This window comes from Paenibacillus sp. FSL R7-0345, assembly GCF_038595055.1.
Lineage (GTDB): Bacteria > Bacillota > Bacilli > Paenibacillales > Paenibacillaceae > Paenibacillus_AQ.
Map to the genome: position 1 here is coordinate 3,924,773 of NZ_CP152002.1, position 16,005 is coordinate 3,940,777.

Here is a 16,005-nt window from a genome sequence, read left to right on the forward strand (position 1 = left end):
CTCATTAGAGGAAGCCTGCCTGCCCAATTAAACTCTATTGAATACTGCCATATCCTTCAGCCATTCCGGCCGCAGGATCGGTTACTGCCTCGGCTCCGCTATCCGGACCGGCATTGCCGCTGCCCGGTACTGCTTCAGGCGGAGCAGTTGGCGCAGGTGTGGCCGGAGCCAGTGTCGGCAGAGGCTCCGGCGTATTCACCGGCTGTCCCCCGCCATTTCCGTTGCCGTTACCATTGTTTCCATTGCCATTACCATTCCCGTTGCCATTATCATTTCCATTGTTCCCGTTACCGTTGCCGTTATTATTGCCGTTTCCTTCGCCATTACCGTTCCCGTTGCCGTTATTTCCGTTTCCGGGATCGTCAGTCGGCAGATTCGGATCAAGTGTCGGTTCCGGTTCCATGGTCGGCATCTCATCCTGAACAGCAACAGTAACCGTGTCAGATGGCTCGCTTTCCTGGCCCAGCTCAGAATAATAGGCTGTAACGTAGTATTCGTAGGTAAGGCCCGGCATAGCGCTGATATCACCTACAGTCGGCGATACAGTATTCAGGAGCGCTGTAAATTCGCGCTCCGAAGTCTCACGCCGGTAAATCCGGTATTCCACGCCTTCAGCCTGTGCAGGTGCCCAGCTCAGATTGACGGTCATCGTGGACGGATCGTAAGCAGCTGACAGCCCGCTTACCGGCTGCACAGCCTCCGGTGTTTCCGTCGGTTCAACTTTATCATCATTAGAACCTGATGGGGACGGGAAGGATTTGGCCGGAACCCCTTCCAGCGCCTCTTCCATCACCTTGCCCCAGAAGGCCGCCGCCAGCGGACTGCTGTTCTTCAGCAAATGCGTTTTGCTCGGCTTGTCATAACCCATCCAGACCGCTGCGGTCCATTCCGGAGTGTAGCCGACGAACCAGACGTCACGGTTGGAGCTGATGCCGGAGTAGCCGCTCTGCGTAGTACCGGTCTTGCCGGCAACCGGACGGTTAATCTTTGCTTTTTTACCGGTACCGTCCGTTACGACCTCCTGCATCATCTCGGTCATCTGATAGGCTGTCTGCTCGCTCATAACCCGCTCAGGCGTTGTATTGGCTCTATAGACCGTATCTCCGTCGCTGTTCTCAATCGACTTGATGGAGTAAGCCTCACGCAGCTCACCGCCGCTCGCAAAAGCGCTGTAAGCCTGGGCCATTTCCAGCGTATTCGTACCTTGCGATACGCCCCCGAGCGCCAGTGCCAGGTTTTTGTCATCATCGCTGAGATTAATGCCAAGCTTCTTGGCAAACTGGAAGCCGGTATTCACACCGATTTCATTCAGCAGCCAGACTGCCGGAATATTCTCCGACTTCGTAATGGCCGTGCTCATGCTGATCGTTGACGAGTATCCGTGCAGATTGTTCGGGCAGTAGCTTCCGAAGCACTGCTTCTCGTTGCTCAGCATCGAAGAGCTTGTGAACTTGCCGGATTCCAGAGCCGGTGCATAAGCAACGACCGGCTTAATCGACGAACCCGGAGAACGGCGGCTGTCATTCACGCGGCTGAAGCCTTTTTTCTCATAATTGCGTCCGCCCATCAGGGCAACGATACTGCCGTTCTCCTGATTGATGATCGTCATCGAGCCCTGAACCAGCTCATCGTCGACGCTTTCCTCAAAATTATCGCTGTCGGCAAACGCATCCTCTACCGTCTCCTGGGCATGCTTATCCATGGTAGTGTAGATTTTGTAGCCCCCGATGTTCAGATCGTCTTCCGTCAGTCCGAACCGTTCCTCAGCCTCATCAATTGCAAAATCAATAAAGGCCTGGTAGCGCTGCTTGCTTTCCGGCGGCTTATAGTTATAATCCACCACTTTAGCTTCGTCCATTTCCTGCTGGGTGATATAGCCCTGCTCATACATAAGCTGAAGCACTACACCGCGGCGTTCCTTGGACAGCTCCGGATTGCGGAGCGGATTGTAACGGGAAGGCCCCTTCGGCATTGCCGCCAGTGTCGCCATTTCCCAAAGATCCAGGTCCTGCAGATTGCTCTTGCCGAAATAACGGATGGAAGCCGCCTTGATGCCATAAATCGTGCCGCCAAACGGAATCCGGTTAAGATACATCGTAATAATATCGTCTTTGGTTTTCGAGTTTTCCAGCGCAACCGCAATCGAAACCTCTGTCGCTTTGCGGAAGAAGGTCTTATCCCGGGTTAAAAAGATATTTTTGGCCAGCTGCTGGGTGATCGTACTGCCGCCCTCTACCATGCTGCGTGCTGCAATATCCTTAACCGCCGCGCGGCCGATTGACCAGAAGTCTACCCCTTTGTGTTCAAAAAAGCGTTTGTCTTCAGTAGCCACAAAGGCGTTAATCAGCTGTTCCGGGATATCATCATGCTCTACCGGATCACTTTTTTCCAGTGACAGCTCGGCGATCAGATTCGCATTCCGGTCAAAAATCTGTGTCGGCGGATTCACCGTCAGCTTGTCCTGGTTCTCATTCAGCAGCTTCTGCCCGTTCAGCATAATGAACAGATATCCGCCAAGCGCACAAAAAATCGCCAGGGCCATCGCAAAAAACAAACTCCATAATACACGCTTTTTGGTTAAAAACTTTTTCTTTTTCTTGGGCTTAGGCTTTCCTGCGGATTTCGCAGAGCCCGTCTGTCTGTTTCTGTTGTTTGTCCTTGATATTTCGTCTCTGGACATGCTGCCTCCTGACTCCCTTTCGGAAATATCTTCAAATTTGTAGCACGAATGAAAAGAACAACCTTCGCAGGTTGCTCTCGCGCACTCTATTCAAACGGTTTATAAACAAAAAAGTTTCGCTGTAAGACAGTAAAATGTTACTCGTCGCTTCCGCTGTCCTGCATCAGTGAGACACTGCGCTGCGGCGTGAAGGTCGAGATTGCATGCTTGTACACCATCTGCTGGCGCCCGTCACTGTCGATCACAATTGTGAAATTATCAAAGGCCTTGATAATTCCCCGGATCTGAAAGCCGTTGGTCAAATATACTGTAGCAGGGATATTCTCTTTACGCAGCTGGTTCAAGAACGTATCTTGGATGTTAATGGACTTGTTCATATGACGTACCCCCAATGGTTCAATTAGATTGTTCGTAAGTATATTCAACACCTGAGAGAAACTTTCCTGCTATTATACCACGCAATCTGCAGGAACAGCAATTCGCTGAATTCCGTGAAGTTACAGTATATAACATGAACGCTGACAGCCGGGCGGCTTCCGGTGGCATGCATCTTCCGCTCTCTCTAGAATACATGTTAAATCTTCCGCCCCCTTCCCGTCAATTGCCTGCACTCCGGTTAGTGCTGAAGGCCCCCCCATTTTTCTACCTCAAATCAGCAGAGGTTGAATCAGGATGGCGGAATTTAAATGCCAGACGGCGGTTGTACCAATAGTATATCAAGTACTATATATCAAGCTTGCGGGAGATAATCTCACGTATTTTTGCAAGATTGCCAGGATAGTTCTGCTCGTTAAAATCTTCGATCCATTCGATTTCCTTCATATGGCGGAACCAGGACAGCTGGCGCTTGGCGAACCGCCGGGTATCGCGCTTCAGCAGGGTCACAGCTTCATCATAGCTCAGCTCCCCCTCCAGATACGCGGCAATTTCCTTGTATCCGAGCCCCTGCAGGGCGACCATGCTGCGGTGATAGCCTTTATCCAGCAGCCCCTGTACTTCGGCGATCAGCCCCTGCTCCAGCATCTGGTCGATCCGGTCCTCAATCCGCTTGTACAGGATCTTCCGGTCCATGGTCAGACCGATCAGGCACAGCTCGTAGGGCGATTGTCTGGTCTGCTCCGCTTTGGCGGCGGACAGGGTGGTGTTCGTCTGATGGTGAATTTCCAGCGCCCGGATAATCCGGCGGCGGTCATTCGGGTGCAGCCGCTCCGCGCTGGCCGGGTCCACGGCGGCAAGCCGGGCATGCAGCGCCTCGGCCCCGTGTGCTTCCGCATAGGCATCCAGCTCGGCACGGAACGCTTCGTCTGCAACCGCCTCAGAGAACCGGAAGCCGTAGCACAGCGACTCAATGTACAGCCCTGTTCCGCCAACGATAAACGGCAGCCGGCCCCGTCCGCTGATTTCCGCAATCAGCCGTTTGCCCTGCTCCTGGAATTCAGCGGCCGAGTAGGCCTCCTCCGGATCATGGATATCAATCAGGTGATGGGGGATTCCGTTCATTTCCGCTGTGCTGATTTTGGCTGTGCCGATATCCATGCCGCGGTACACCTGCATGGAGTCGCCGGAGATGACTTCGGCATTGTAGGCTTCAGACAGCTCCAGGCTCAGCCGGGTTTTGCCGACAGCCGTCGGGCCCAGCAGTACCAGCACCTTAAGTTTTGTCTCAGTTGTCAATGTGGATCACCCCGTACGATATTTTGGCGCTCCCGCGCAGCAGCTCTGTGAAGCCAAGCCGGTTGAATTCGCCGCTCAGCGCCTTCTCCTTGAGCAGGACGGTTTTGCGGGCTACACGCAGCGCCTCGGCAACCGACTCCTCTGAAAGAGCGGCGGTGTTGGCGAATTGGCGCAGCGGCGAGATGGCTGACGAATCCATCAGCGGCACGCGGAACATCGGGTCAAAATAAACGATGTCCATGCTCTTGTCCGGCAGCCCGCGCAAATATTCCAGGTGCTCGCTATGCACCACTTGGATGCGGCGCAGCGCTTCGTTTACCTTTACCTGCCCTGAAGTATAGTGCTTCATGCCTTCCGAGAGCAGCGCATACAGCGGAAGCGAGCTTTCCAGCGCGGTAACAGTGGAGCTCTCCCCGCCGAGAACTGCGAACAGCAGGGAATCGCTGCCGAGGCCAGCCGTGCAGTCCAGCACACTGTCGCCGGGCTCCATACGGGCTGCTTCCAGCATGGCATCCGGTTCACCTTTCAGAATCCGCTTGGCCCGGACAAAGCCCATACTCGGATGAAATTCCATCGGCGGCGTGCCCGGTGTAATGAGCCGGACCGCCTCCTGGAGGATCACCAGAATATCCTCGTCCCCGTAGCGCTCAACCAGCCGCCTTACAGATAATTTCCCGCGCGGGATAAATTTCGTTCCGGTATGCTCTGCCAGCGCCTTGGCCCGCTGAATAATTTCCGGTATCGGGTCAAAGCCCGTCGTTATAATCATGTTGCCTCCCTTTCCGGTACCCGCTTCTTTCTTTATCTTACATCAATTATCCTACATAACCCGCTTGAACAGCTTCTCCAGATCATAAGCGGAGAAGGATACAACAATCGGCCGGCCGTGCGGACAGGTATAAGGCTGCTTGCAGGCCGCCAGCCGGGAGAGCAGCGCATCAACCTCCGGCTCTGTCAGCTTCTGATTGGCCTTGATTGAAGCCTTGCAGGAGCAGAGGATTGAGGATTTCTCGCGCAGCTTGGCCAGATCAATCGACCGTTCACTGAGTACCCACTCGGCCATCTCCTCGACCAGCGCCTTTTCGTCTCCTTCAGGGAACCAGTAAGGCAGGGAACGGACCAGAAATGTCTGGCCACCGAAATGCTCCAGGTACACCCCGGCCTTCTCGAACCAGTGCAGCCGCTCACTGAGCTGGCGGCTCTCGGACGGCGTGAACTCCATTGTGATGGGCAGGAGCAGCTCCTGCGAGGCATCCTCCGGACGCCCGAACTTCTCATAATAATATTCGTAGTTAATCCGCTCATGCGCAGCGTGCTGGTCAATCAGATAGAGCCCGCTGTCGTTCTGGGCAATAATATAAGTGCCGTGATGCTGGCCGATATAATTCAGCTCGGGAAACTGCGGGAGGCCGTGATCGGCATTTCCGCTCGGGGCATACAGCTCTTCCGCTGACGGCAGGCTGCCGCGTGCCGGCATTGCCGCCGGCGGCTGGCGGTAGCTGCCGCCTCCTTCACTGCGCGGCCGCGCCGCTGCCTGCGGGAAGCTGCCGCTGTAGACAGCGGCACTCTCCCTGGCCTGCGGCTGGAAGGCCGGGGACTGGCCGGGCTGCGCGGCCAGCTGATCAGTGCCGCCGCCGGGCGCAGGCAGGCGGCTCTCACTACCGCCGGAATGCCGGGCCGGATTGGCGGGGCTGCCGCTGAACAACGGCGCGCCGCTGCCCGGGCCGGCCGGAGGTACGTAGCTGCCTCCGGACAGGCCGGGAGGCTGCGCAGCTGGTGCACCGCCTGTCGATGGCTGGGCGGCCGCAGCAGATTCTGCCTGCCCCGCCGGTGCAGTGCCCTTGGAAAAGGCGAACTGCTCCTGTATAAAGGAGCTGCTGCCCTTTCCACCGACTGTTTCCCGGCCGGGGCGGGGAATCAGATCCTGGCCGAGCAGCACCTTGCGCAGCTCCTGCTCTACGAAGGTGTACAGCTCATTCTCCTTGCTGAAGCGTACCTCCAGCTTGGCCGGATGCACGTTGACATCAACCAGCGAGGGATGCATCTCCAGCTTAAGCACCAGCAGCGGATAACGGTTAATCGGCAGGAGCGTATGATACGCACGCAGAATGGCCGCATTCAGCCCGTTGCTGCGGATATAACGTCCGCCGACGATGGTTGTTACCGCATTCCGGTTGGAACGGGTCCATTCCGGGCGGCTGATATATCCGCTGATCTTATAATCCGGGTCCTCCGCGCTGACCGGCAGCATCGCTTTGGCGGCAGAGGTGCCGTAGACCGCAGCGATGACCTGAAGCAGATCGCCGTTGCCGAGCGTATGCAGCAGCTGGTTGCCGTTATGATGCAGCGTAAAGGAAATATCAGGGTGCGCCAGCGCCATCCGGTACATAGCATCCGATATATGCCCAAGCTCCGTCTGGATACTTTTCATATATTTCAGCCTTGCCGGAGTATTATAAAACAATTCACGCACAGCCATATCACTGCCCTTGCCGGCAGGCTGATCTTCATTTGTAATCAGCCGCCCGCCTTCAATCGCAAGCTGCCGCCCCTTGCCGTCATCGCCGCTTGCCGTAAGCAGCGTAACCTTAGATACCGCCGCGATACTGGGCAGTGCCTCTCCCCGGAACCCGAGGCTTGTAATCTGGAACAGGTCGCGGCCGCTGGCAATCTTGCTGGTCGCATGGCGGTAGAATGCAGTCTCGCAATCCTCTGCTTCAATGCCCGAGCCGTTGTCTTTGACGCGGATACTCTGCAGACCGCCTTCTTCCACGGTGACCTCAATACGGGTGCTGCCGGCGTCAATTGCGTTCTCCACCAGCTCCTTTACAACAGAAGCCGGCCGCTCCACCACTTCCCCGGCAGCAATCTGGTTGGCAATATGCTCGTCCAGCACATGAATTTTGGCCATGGTTCTTTCACCTCGCGGTAATCTATTGATTTAGTTGGATTTATGCTATCTAATTCTATTACTTCTCAACAATTATCAGCATTAAGTGGAAAATCAACATCTAATTTAGCCCATAACCCCTTTCAGACGTTAAAACCGCAAAATCAAGTGACGTTTTTCCACTAAGCTTCGCTTACTCGGTGGTTGAGCCGGAAATAGGTGACGAAATTCCACTTAACCTGGTCAGCCATACTGATATTGAGAATCAGCATAGTCGGGGCGAACCGGTCCCGTTGACAATCTATAAGCGTTCCTGAAAGCTTCTATATACTATCATAGTCCCTTTGCCTTCTGTTTCAGCTCATTCAGCAGACCCATTGCCTGCAGCGGAGTCATATTCATCAGATCTGCGCCCTGTACAGCAGCAACCAGCTCCTTCAGGACAGGATTCTCCTTCACTGCCGGTGCGGCAGCTGCCGCTTCTGCAGCGCCCTTGCGGCCTTTGCGCGGCTCCTCTTCCCCGAAGATCGACAGCTGGACCACTTCCTGGTTAGCATCTTCTTCAGAAGCAGCCAGCGAGACCGCTGACTCGGCATAGGCAGTACCTTCAGACAGGAAGGAAGCCGCTGCCGGATGTGAAAGGCCTGGAGACTGAGGCTGCTGCACATGCACAGCCTGTCCATTATCCGGCTGGCCGGCTGGCTGCGGGCTCTCTCTGAGCTCACTGCCAGAGCCGCCGCCTTCACCGCCGGTGCCGTAATTCAGCGCTGCACTGCCAGGAGACGCGGCCTGTTCAATGCTTTGAAGCAACCCGTAGGCACGGTCAATGATGCCTTCCGGCAAACCGGCCAGCCGGGCGCAATAAATGCCGTAGCTGCTGTCAGCAGCTCCCGGCACCAGCTTGCGCAGGAAATTGACCTTGTCTCCGCTCTCCTGGACAGCCATGGAATAGTTGCGCAGACCCTTCAGGCTCTCCTCCAGGTGGGCCAGCTCATGGAAATGTGTGGAGACCAGCGCTTTACAGGCAATCGTATCATGCACATACTCAATAACCGCCTGGGCGATGGCCATCCCCTCGCTGGTCGAGGTTCCCCGGCCCAGCTCGTCAATAATAATCAGACTGCGGGCAGTCGCTTTTTCCGTCATGACCTGGATGTCGGCCATTTCCACCATAAAGGTGCTTTGCCCGCCGATCAGGTCATCCGCTGCGCCGATCCGTGTGAAAATCCGGTCAATCAGCGGCACCTCTGCACTCGACGCCGGAACAAAGCAGCCGATTTGCGCCAAAATGCAAATCAAAGCCACCTGGCGCATGTAGGTGCTTTTACCAGCCATATTGGGTCCGGTAATCAGCAGAATATTGCCCTCATCCCTGGTGAGTGTGCTGCCGTTAGCCATGAAGGCGGAGTCCTTCAGCACGGCCTCTACCACCGGATGGCGCCCGCCTTCCAGCCGCAGGTCATAGCCGTCAGACAGCTTCGGCTTGACGAACCGGTGCTCGGCGCTGACGGCAGCGAGGCACTGGTACACATCTATTTCCGCTACTTTCTCAGCCAATGCCTGCAGGCGGGGAATCTGGGCAGCAATCCGGTCGCGCAGCTCGATAAAGAGGCTGTACTCGATATCTGTCATTTTGTCCTCGGCTTCAAGAATCAGGGCTTCCTTCTCTTTCAGCTCCGGCGTAACAAAACGCTCGGCATTCGCCAGCGTCTGCTTGCGTTCATACCGGCCTTCCGGCAAAGAGGACAGGTTCGAACGGGTGACTTCTATATAATAGCCGAATACTTTGTTGAAGCCGATTTTCAGTGACTTGACGCCTGTGGCGGCACGCTCCTTCGCTTCGAGCTCCGCCAGCCACTGCTTGCCGCTCGTACTGGCCACACGCAGCTCATCCAGCCGTTCATGGTAACCCGTGCGGATAATATTGCCGTCGCGTACCGATACCGGCGGATCATCCACAATCGCTTGATCAATATCGTCGCACAGCTCGGCGCACACATCCATAGAACCGGCGATTTCCCGCAGTGTTGTGGAGCCGGACGCCAGACACATCTCCTTCAGCGCCGGAATCTGCTGCAGGGACAGCTTCAGGGCGTTCATGTCGCGGCCGTTGGCGCTGCCGAAGGCAATCCGTCCGACCAGCCGCTCCAGGTCGTAAATTTCTTTGAGCGCACCGCGCAGATCCTCGCGGACAATGAACTGGTTGTACAGGTAGTCGACAGCCTCAAGCCGCCGTTCAATCGGAGCGCGCTGCAGCAGGGGCTTGTCGATTCTGCGGCGCAGCAGTCGGCCGCCCATCGAGGTTTCGGTGCGGTCGAGCAGCCAGAGCAGCGAGCCTTTTTTGGAGCGTTCGCGCACTGTCTCGGTCAGCTCCAGATTGCGGCGGGTGAACGGGTCGAGAATCATGTAATTACCCGGCTCATACGGTGAAATCTGGCTAAGCTGTCCAAGGGAACGGCGCTGTGTTTCACTTAAATAAGAGATCAGGAGCGCAAGACAGCTGCCCCGTTCTTTCTCCAGCCTTACCCAGGCTGCTTCGCCGAACTGGCGGCGGGCCGATTCCTCATCTCTTTTATCCCAAGGGGTATATACAACCGGCTTGGCCAGCAGCGAAGCCTCACTGCGCAGCTGTTCCAGCAGCTTCGCATCCCCGATAATTTCCGCCGGCTCATAAATGCCGATCTCATCGCGCAGCCATTCCGCACTGGACAGCACAGAGGTGACGTACAGCTCACCTGTCGTAAGGTCGCAGGCCGAGAGCGCGGTCATCCCGTCATCTTCCGTAACGCAGACGAGATAGTTATTGCTTTTATCCGAAATGATCTTGCCGTCCATGACGGTACCAGGGGTAACCACACGGACGATATCACGCCGCACCATGCCTTTGGTCACAGCCGGGTCATCGAGCTGCTCGCAGATGGCGACCTTGTACCCTTTTTCAATCAGACGCTGTATGTAACCTTCGGCCGCATGATAGGGCACTCCGCACATCGGAATTTTCTCTTCGCCCCCGCCCTGCCGGCCGGTTAATGTTATCTCAAGCTCCTTCGAGGCGAGGATCGCATCGTCAAAGAACATCTCGTAAAAATCACCCAGCCTGAAAAAAAGGAAAGCATCCTTCGCTCCTTCCTTTACCTTCAGGTACTGCTCCATCATCGGCGTATATTTAGCCATCATTAACCTCCATGCCATTTCTCTAGTACTCTCTATTATAGCAGAAACTCGCAGCGCAAAGTCACTACTCCTGCTAACAGGAAGAAACAGGTGTTCTCTCCAGATACGGACAGCTAAAATACGGATGTATCCGCACTCTCAAATAATGTAAGATTAGGTTCAGACGTCAATTATACTCACTAGGAGGACTATTATGATACGCAGACTGTACGAGGCTGACCGGGAAAGGCTCATGGAGCTGACAGGCCACAATCCGTCTATTAATCTTTTTATTATCGGGGATGTGGAAAATTTCGGATTTGAACAGGAGTTTATGGAGCTGTGGGGGGAATGCGATTCAGCGGACGGGCCTCTGCGGGCTGTCATGCTGCGTTTTTACAGCAGTTATCTGACTTATGCGGATGGAGATTTTGACACGGAGGGTTTTGCAGAGCTGGTGCGCAAGGACGCCGGGGCTGAGATGATCTCGGGCGATGCCGGAATTGTTCAGGCTTTTAGAGGGAAGGTTCCGGTCCGTGAGGAAAAGCAGATGCTGTTCGCTGAGCTGAAGCAAATGAACGAACAGATCTCTTCTGCAGCCGCTGCCCCGCTGATTATTCAAAAAGCAACGGCCCATGATGTCGAGGCTATCTGTACGCTGACCGATCAGATTCAGGAATTTGCCGCAAGCGCAGGGGATTCGCGCAGAAGTCTGCGCAATGCCCTTGAAAGCAACACCGGCCGCACTTATTTCGCCATGCAGGACGGCAAAGTCATCGCCTCAGCCTCGACTACTGCCGAAAACTCCCTATCAGCTATGATCGTCGCTGTCGCCACCCATCCGGAGCACCGGGGCCGGGGGCTGGCTACCCGCATTACAGCTGAACTGTGCGCCGCTCTGCTGGCCGAGGGCAAATCGCTGTGCCTGTTCTACAACAATCCCCAGGCCGGTCTGATCTACAAAAAGCTGGGCTTCGAAGATATCGGCTCCTGGGCGATGATGTATCTGGATAAGCAGCACTAAGGCGGTTTGTGGTGCATGGAAAGCCTCAGCCGATTGCGGCTGGCGGGATGACCGGATCGGATGCGGCAGCGGCTGGTACGGTCAGGTCATATATAGTCAGATGCGATACAGGATGATAATTGATTAAGACCTCCACAGGCCGCGGATATCGCGGGACTCATCCCAGGTCCGCTCCGCGGCTATATAGCCTAGGAGCGGTTCGATGTAAGCAGCTGCCTGCGCATAGCCGGGCAGCCCCCGCAGCTGCGCCTGCAGCGGGATGAACGCTGCGCGCAGCGGGGTTTTGTCGCCGCTGTAATAGGCGGCATGCAGGTCTTCCCGGTCGAGCGGGCGCAGCGTAAGGTCTTCGTAGCGGCTCACGATCAGGTGAGCCAGGAAGACCGCGCCTTTGGCGATGACCGGGGAGACAAGGAAGCTCGGCAGGGTCCGGTATTCAAAGCCGCCATGCGGCTGAATCCGGAAATCGCCGAGCACGCCGTAACGCGGACGCCGCGCGGCAGCCCTGGCGTCCTCCAGCAGCATCAGCGGCAGCGCGAGGTAGTTGTCGAGCGCGCGCAGCAGCGGCGCCGTCAGCGTCACGCCGCTGAAGTGCAGGTGGCCGCCGAGGGCCCAGCCCGGCAGCGGCATGCCTCCCGCCCGCCAGCGGAGCGAGCGGTCGGCGATGAGCCGGTCCGCCGCGCGCACGGCGGACATCAGCTGCGCCAGCAGCGCGCGCGCGTTCCACGCGCGGCTGAGGGCGCAGCTCGGCAACCGGGAACGTGCCCTGCGTTCCCGGGGGTCCGGCGTCGCAGCCTGCGGCGCCGTCCAGGGGCAGGTACCGCGACGCAGGCACGACGCGGCCGGTGGATTCCCGGAGTATCAGAAACTCCGGGTCCATGCCCATCAGCAGCCCGGGACGGCCGGGCTGCTCAAGGGCCAGAGCGGCGTCCAGCGCCTCCGCCGCCGCCTGATAAAGACGTTCTGTGCCTGCAGCAGAAAACGGTATTACGTCCTCTACTGCAAATTGTCTGCCGCCCAGTGCTGTCAGCTTCACTTCACCGCTGTCCAGCCCCAGGCAGTACAATGCCCGGACGGCGGCCTCCCGCAGCTGACCCGCCGTACCCCGGCGGTGATGCAGCCCGTAGCTGCCCGAACCCCGATCAGCTCCCGGCATCTCCACCCCCCCGCCCACTACGAACGGTTCTCCGCTTTCAGCCTCAGCCCCGGCAAGCACCACCCGGCCACCAGATTGTTCTTCCAACCCTATATACGCCGCGAGATTCATCCTATTAGTAGGCAGAGGTTGGTTCCCGTCAGTTATCCTGCCAGTATAACCGTTTGCTGCTGCCCTAACCGGCCGTATCCCTAAACTACCTGAGCCGCCAACCGTATTCCCTATACCTCCGCCAGCAACTTCCACTCTTCCCGCTCCACGCCCTGCATCCTCCCCGCCAACGACTACGCTCCCAATGTCCTGCCCCGCTCCCGCACCATTACCGAATGCCCCTGACGCTTGGCCGCCAGGCCTGTGCGCCTTAACCTTTTGCCGCATAGCCTGTCCGGTTCCCAGCGCCTGTATGTCCACCACCTGCAGGTTGAACACACTGACTATGTATTGCTGTCTGTGTACTCTGTTTTTTTGTCCTGAAACATAAGGAATCTGCTGATTGGCTTCAGTGCCGGAGGTCCCCGGCTGCTCCAGCTGCGTCCGGCCGGAAGGAGTCATAGCGGCTTTCAGCCCGCAGCGCTGTAATCTGACTTCCCGCTGCTGCAGTGTCAACCGGACAAACACATCAAGCCCTTCATTCATGACCTGCCCTCCTAACACAGTTTCTGTCCCCGTCTTATACTACAATGAAACCTATGTATACAGATTAAGCTAAACATCTTATTACGGATGAGCCGTGACTCAAGAGTATATTTAAACTTCCGGCCGCTGTGCTTAGTTCCATACTTTCTTACGCCACTCCCTATCAAGTTATCGCCGCTCAATCTAAGTGGAAAATCGCCACCTAATTCTTGCTCCGGCAACGGAAATGAGAATACTAATTGGAAAAAAGACACTTCATTTCTCTGTTTTGGCGCTCAAAGGACTGTTTGGGCAAAATGAAGTAGCGTTTTTACAACTAATCCTCAGAAATTGAGTTATAGCGGAATTAAGTGACGAAAATCCAACTAAGTCTCAAGGCTCCACGTTAAACGCACCGTTTTTCTTAAAACTCCCCTGGCCGCCTAATTCCTGATTAGATTTCCCTATTCAGCAATAAAGCAATAACTGCAGCTTTAGTATAGAATCCCGGCCTCCATCCGCTGTCCTTCTGCATATTCACTCCATTCATCCGCTAGAGCTCTTTTTTTTGCAGAAACCCCGCGACAAAATAAAATTAAAAAAGGAGGGCGTTCGCCCTCTTCGCCGCCGCCCCCGTTACATATAATGGACCATAACCCACCGGTAATCAGCGGCGGCGGCGCCCTCCTTCTTTACAGCTCATCATCCAGGGCGTCAGGGTCCAGATCATCATAGTCGAAGCTTTCGCCTTCGAAATCATAATCCTTGTCTTCCAGATCGTCGGCCTGATCACTGACATACACGCGGACCTTGGTCTCAGCCACCAGTTCCGCCTCAAACTCGCGTTCCACACGGAGCGTCACACTGCCGCCGCCCGGCGATACACCCGCTTCTACACAGTTTGGTTCCTGCGTTGCCTCCGCAGAGACTTCAACCGTGGAAGCGCGGTGTCTCGGGTCCAGGTATGACAGCGGAATAAGCTCAACATAGGAGACAGTTTCTTTAGCTACCTCTGTCTGCTTGTTTTTGTCATACGAGTACCAGATGTTCACATCGTAAGTACCGATTACTTCAATTCCGTTTCCGGCTGCAACCGCTTCGTACTGGTGGTTAATGATCCATGCCCCCAGGATACTAGTCGGATGATGTGGCGGAGTCACGGTATGGGTTGCGGTAGAGAACTTACGACCTTTGCCGCAAATTGCCTTCGTAATGATCTCCCTTGTTTGACGTTTATGGCTTAATGACATCTTTGAACCTCCTCCATACAATCATTCACTATCAAGTGTATGCACGTTCTGGGCATTTGTTGATTGTTAGAGTAGAAATAAATTTGGGTAAGCCCTCCACCCGTCCCCTAATAAGCTTCATAGTCCATTTTATTGCTGAAATCAGCGTGTTATGATACATAGCCGGATGGTTCTCCAGGCAAAATCCCCCCACAAAGTGTGGCTTGACATGGAAGCTGATTCAGGTACTTTGCGGGGACCCCAAAACATATATAGTCTTATCTTAAAAAAAAACACCAGTTCCTCCGGAAGCGGAGTGTGCTGATGTTTTTTTGTATACTATACTGATTTATTCTATCGGATAAAATATGCTGCACGGGCTGCAGCTACTGCGGAATCACCTTTACAATCCCCAGATCCCGGTGTCTGCTCAGATCCAGGAAATCCTCGCCGATGTTCACCAGCGGACGCAGCGGGTCGTGGGCGAGAATCAGGATGATTTTGCCGGTCCGGCCGTCCGTAAGCACTACATCATTGCCGAGCATGGACTGCATCAGCTTATTGATGAACACTCTGCAGATATAGGGATCGAGCTTGCCGAACACATCATCCTCCATCTGCCTGAGCACCTCATACAGCGGCGCAGCCGGACGGTAGAGCCGTTCCGAGGTCATCGCATGAAAAATATCCGCAACGGCCACGATTTTGCTGAAATCCGTAATCCGGTGTCCCAATACGCCGAACGGATAGCCGCTGCCGTCCATGCGCTCATGATGCTGCAGCGCAACAAGCGCCTGCATGTGATTCGTGCCTACAGTGTCTCTAATCATCTCATAGCCATAGGTGGTATGCTTTCTCATCAGTGCCGTCTCTTCCGCATCCAGCGGACCGGTTTTGTGTAGAATGTCTGACGGAATCATAATTTTGCCGATGTCATGCAGCGTCGCGGCAATCGTCAGCATGCCAAGCTCCTCCGGCTTCAGCTTGAGCCACATGCCGAGCAGCGTGGACAGGATACCCACCGCAACATTATGCCTGTATGTATAATCGTCCTTCGGCTGGAGTGCAGCCAGTATGCCATAGAAATCGTTCTTCTCACTAACCTGCTGGATAAAAGGAATAACTTCATTTCTGAGCTCAATCATCGGTAAACGTTTGCTTTTGTTATAGCGGAGCTGTTCAAAAATCCCCTCCATTGCTGCAGTACAATCATCCACTGCAATCTGGTAAAAGGCAGCACTGTCAACCTGCACTACATCCTGAGGCTCGAGCATAATTCTGTGCTGGCCGATCAAACGGATATGGTCGCTGTTCAGCAGTGTCATTGCGGGTAAGACGAATACGCCCTTATGATTGAAAAGATTAGCTGCTAGCTGCTTGCCGAGATATTGTTCATTATTGATGTTCATCGTCCCCACCTGCCAGAGCAGAAATTCACATAAGCGAACAGTCTGCAGTAATTGAACTTCTTCTCCTCATGAACGGCAAAAGGATTACCGGCTCACTTTTAGTGCTTACATTCCTTATCGTTATTTTACACGGTAATGTGAATACCTGTCACCTAATTCGTATTATGTATGCCGCGTG

Annotated in this window: 10 protein-coding genes and 1 pseudogene; 1 reads left to right on the plus strand and 10 read right to left on the minus strand. The window is 55.2% G+C overall.

From position 1 onward, the window contains the following. Window positions 1-34: 34 nt before the first annotated feature. The 6 genes from NST84_RS16675 to mutS all read right to left on the minus strand — a co-directional run bounded on the left by NST84_RS16675 (window position 35) and on the right by mutS (window position 10,418). The gene (locus NST84_RS16675; protein ID WP_342561303.1) at window positions 35-2,680 is read right to left on the minus strand and encodes a PBP1A family penicillin-binding protein; all 2,646 of its coding nucleotides are present in this window, start codon (window positions 2,678-2,680) and stop codon (window positions 35-37) included. Between the two features lie 137 nt (window positions 2,681-2,817). Next, window positions 2,818-3,057 carry an RNA chaperone Hfq gene (gene hfq / locus NST84_RS16680; RefSeq protein ID WP_068724967.1) on the minus strand — a complete coding sequence of 80 codons (240 nt, stop codon included), beginning with the start codon at window positions 3,055-3,057 and terminating at the stop codon, window positions 2,818-2,820. A gap of 346 nt (window positions 3,058-3,403) precedes the next feature. Next, the gene (gene miaA / locus NST84_RS16685) at window positions 3,404-4,354 is read right to left on the minus strand and encodes a tRNA (adenosine(37)-N6)-dimethylallyltransferase MiaA (RefSeq protein ID WP_342561304.1); all 951 of its coding nucleotides are present in this window, start codon (window positions 4,352-4,354) and stop codon (window positions 3,404-3,406) included. Next, a complete protein-coding gene (locus NST84_RS16690; RefSeq protein WP_342561305.1) occupies window positions 4,344-5,123 on the minus strand; it encodes a class I SAM-dependent methyltransferase in 780 nt (259 codons plus the stop codon). Before NST84_RS16690 ends, miaA begins: the two co-directional genes overlap by 11 nt. A gap of 51 nt (window positions 5,124-5,174) precedes the next feature. Then, entirely contained in the window at window positions 5,175-7,265 is a 2,091-nt protein-coding gene (mutL, locus tag NST84_RS16695) for a DNA mismatch repair endonuclease MutL (RefSeq protein ID WP_342561306.1), read from the minus strand. A gap of 312 nt (window positions 7,266-7,577) precedes the next feature. Next, entirely contained in the window at window positions 7,578-10,418 is a 2,841-nt protein-coding gene (mutS, locus tag NST84_RS16700) for a DNA mismatch repair protein MutS (protein ID WP_342561307.1), read from the minus strand. 193 nt (window positions 10,419-10,611) lie between these two features. On the opposite strand from mutS, the gene NST84_RS16705 reads away from it, so the two are divergent. Continuing rightward, entirely contained in the window at window positions 10,612-11,421 is an 810-nt protein-coding gene (locus tag NST84_RS16705; protein ID WP_342561308.1) for a GNAT family N-acetyltransferase, read from the plus strand. Between the two features lie 123 nt (window positions 11,422-11,544). Here NST84_RS16705 and NST84_RS16710 read toward each other — a convergent pair whose 3' ends face one another. The 4 genes and pseudogenes from NST84_RS16710 to NST84_RS16725 form a co-directional block, all read right to left on the minus strand. Then, window positions 11,545-12,114, minus strand: a complete 570-nt coding sequence (locus NST84_RS16710) for a hypothetical protein (protein ID WP_342561309.1) — start codon at window positions 12,112-12,114, stop codon at window positions 11,545-11,547. A gap of 31 nt (window positions 12,115-12,145) precedes the next feature. Beyond that, window positions 12,146-13,210, minus strand: a pseudogene (locus tag NST84_RS16715) (hypothetical protein); the annotation flags it as partial. Between the two features lie 671 nt (window positions 13,211-13,881). Next, window positions 13,882-14,439 (minus strand): outer spore coat protein CotE, encoded by a 558-nt coding sequence (locus NST84_RS16720; protein WP_039873832.1) that lies wholly within the window; start codon window positions 14,437-14,439, stop codon window positions 13,882-13,884. A gap of 365 nt (window positions 14,440-14,804) precedes the next feature. Beyond that, on the minus strand, window positions 14,805-15,827 hold the full coding sequence (locus tag NST84_RS16725) for an HD-GYP domain-containing protein (RefSeq protein WP_342561310.1): 1,023 nt from the start codon (window positions 15,825-15,827) through the stop codon (window positions 14,805-14,807). Between the last annotated feature and the right edge of the window lie 178 nt (window positions 15,828-16,005).

Excerpts from the sequence above, each read along its gene's own strand:
- NST84_RS16675 (WP_342561303.1), bottom strand. The coding sequence starts at position 2,680 with ATGTCCAGAGACGAAATATCAAGGACAAACAACAGAAACAGACAGACG.
- hfq (WP_068724967.1), bottom strand. The coding sequence starts at position 3,057 with ATGAACAAGTCCATTAACATCCAAGATACGTTCTTGAACCAGCTGCGT.
- NST84_RS16690 (WP_342561305.1), bottom strand. The coding sequence starts at position 5,123 with ATGATTATAACGACGGGCTTTGACCCGATACCGGAAATTATTCAGCGG.
- mutL (WP_342561306.1), bottom strand. The coding sequence starts at position 7,265 with ATGGCCAAAATTCATGTGCTGGACGAGCATATTGCCAACCAGATTGCT.
- mutS (WP_342561307.1), bottom strand. The coding sequence starts at position 10,418 with ATGGCTAAATATACGCCGATGATGGAGCAGTACCTGAAGGTAAAGGAA.
- NST84_RS16705 (WP_342561308.1), top strand. The coding sequence starts at position 10,612 with ATGATACGCAGACTGTACGAGGCTGACCGGGAAAGGCTCATGGAGCTG.
- NST84_RS16710 (WP_342561309.1), bottom strand. The coding sequence starts at position 12,114 with ATGTCCGCCGTGCGCGCGGCGGACCGGCTCATCGCCGACCGCTCGCTC.
- NST84_RS16720 (WP_039873832.1), bottom strand. The coding sequence starts at position 14,439 with ATGTCATTAAGCCATAAACGTCAAACAAGGGAGATCATTACGAAGGCA.
- NST84_RS16725 (WP_342561310.1), bottom strand. The coding sequence starts at position 15,827 with ATGAACATCAATAATGAACAATATCTCGGCAAGCAGCTAGCAGCTAAT.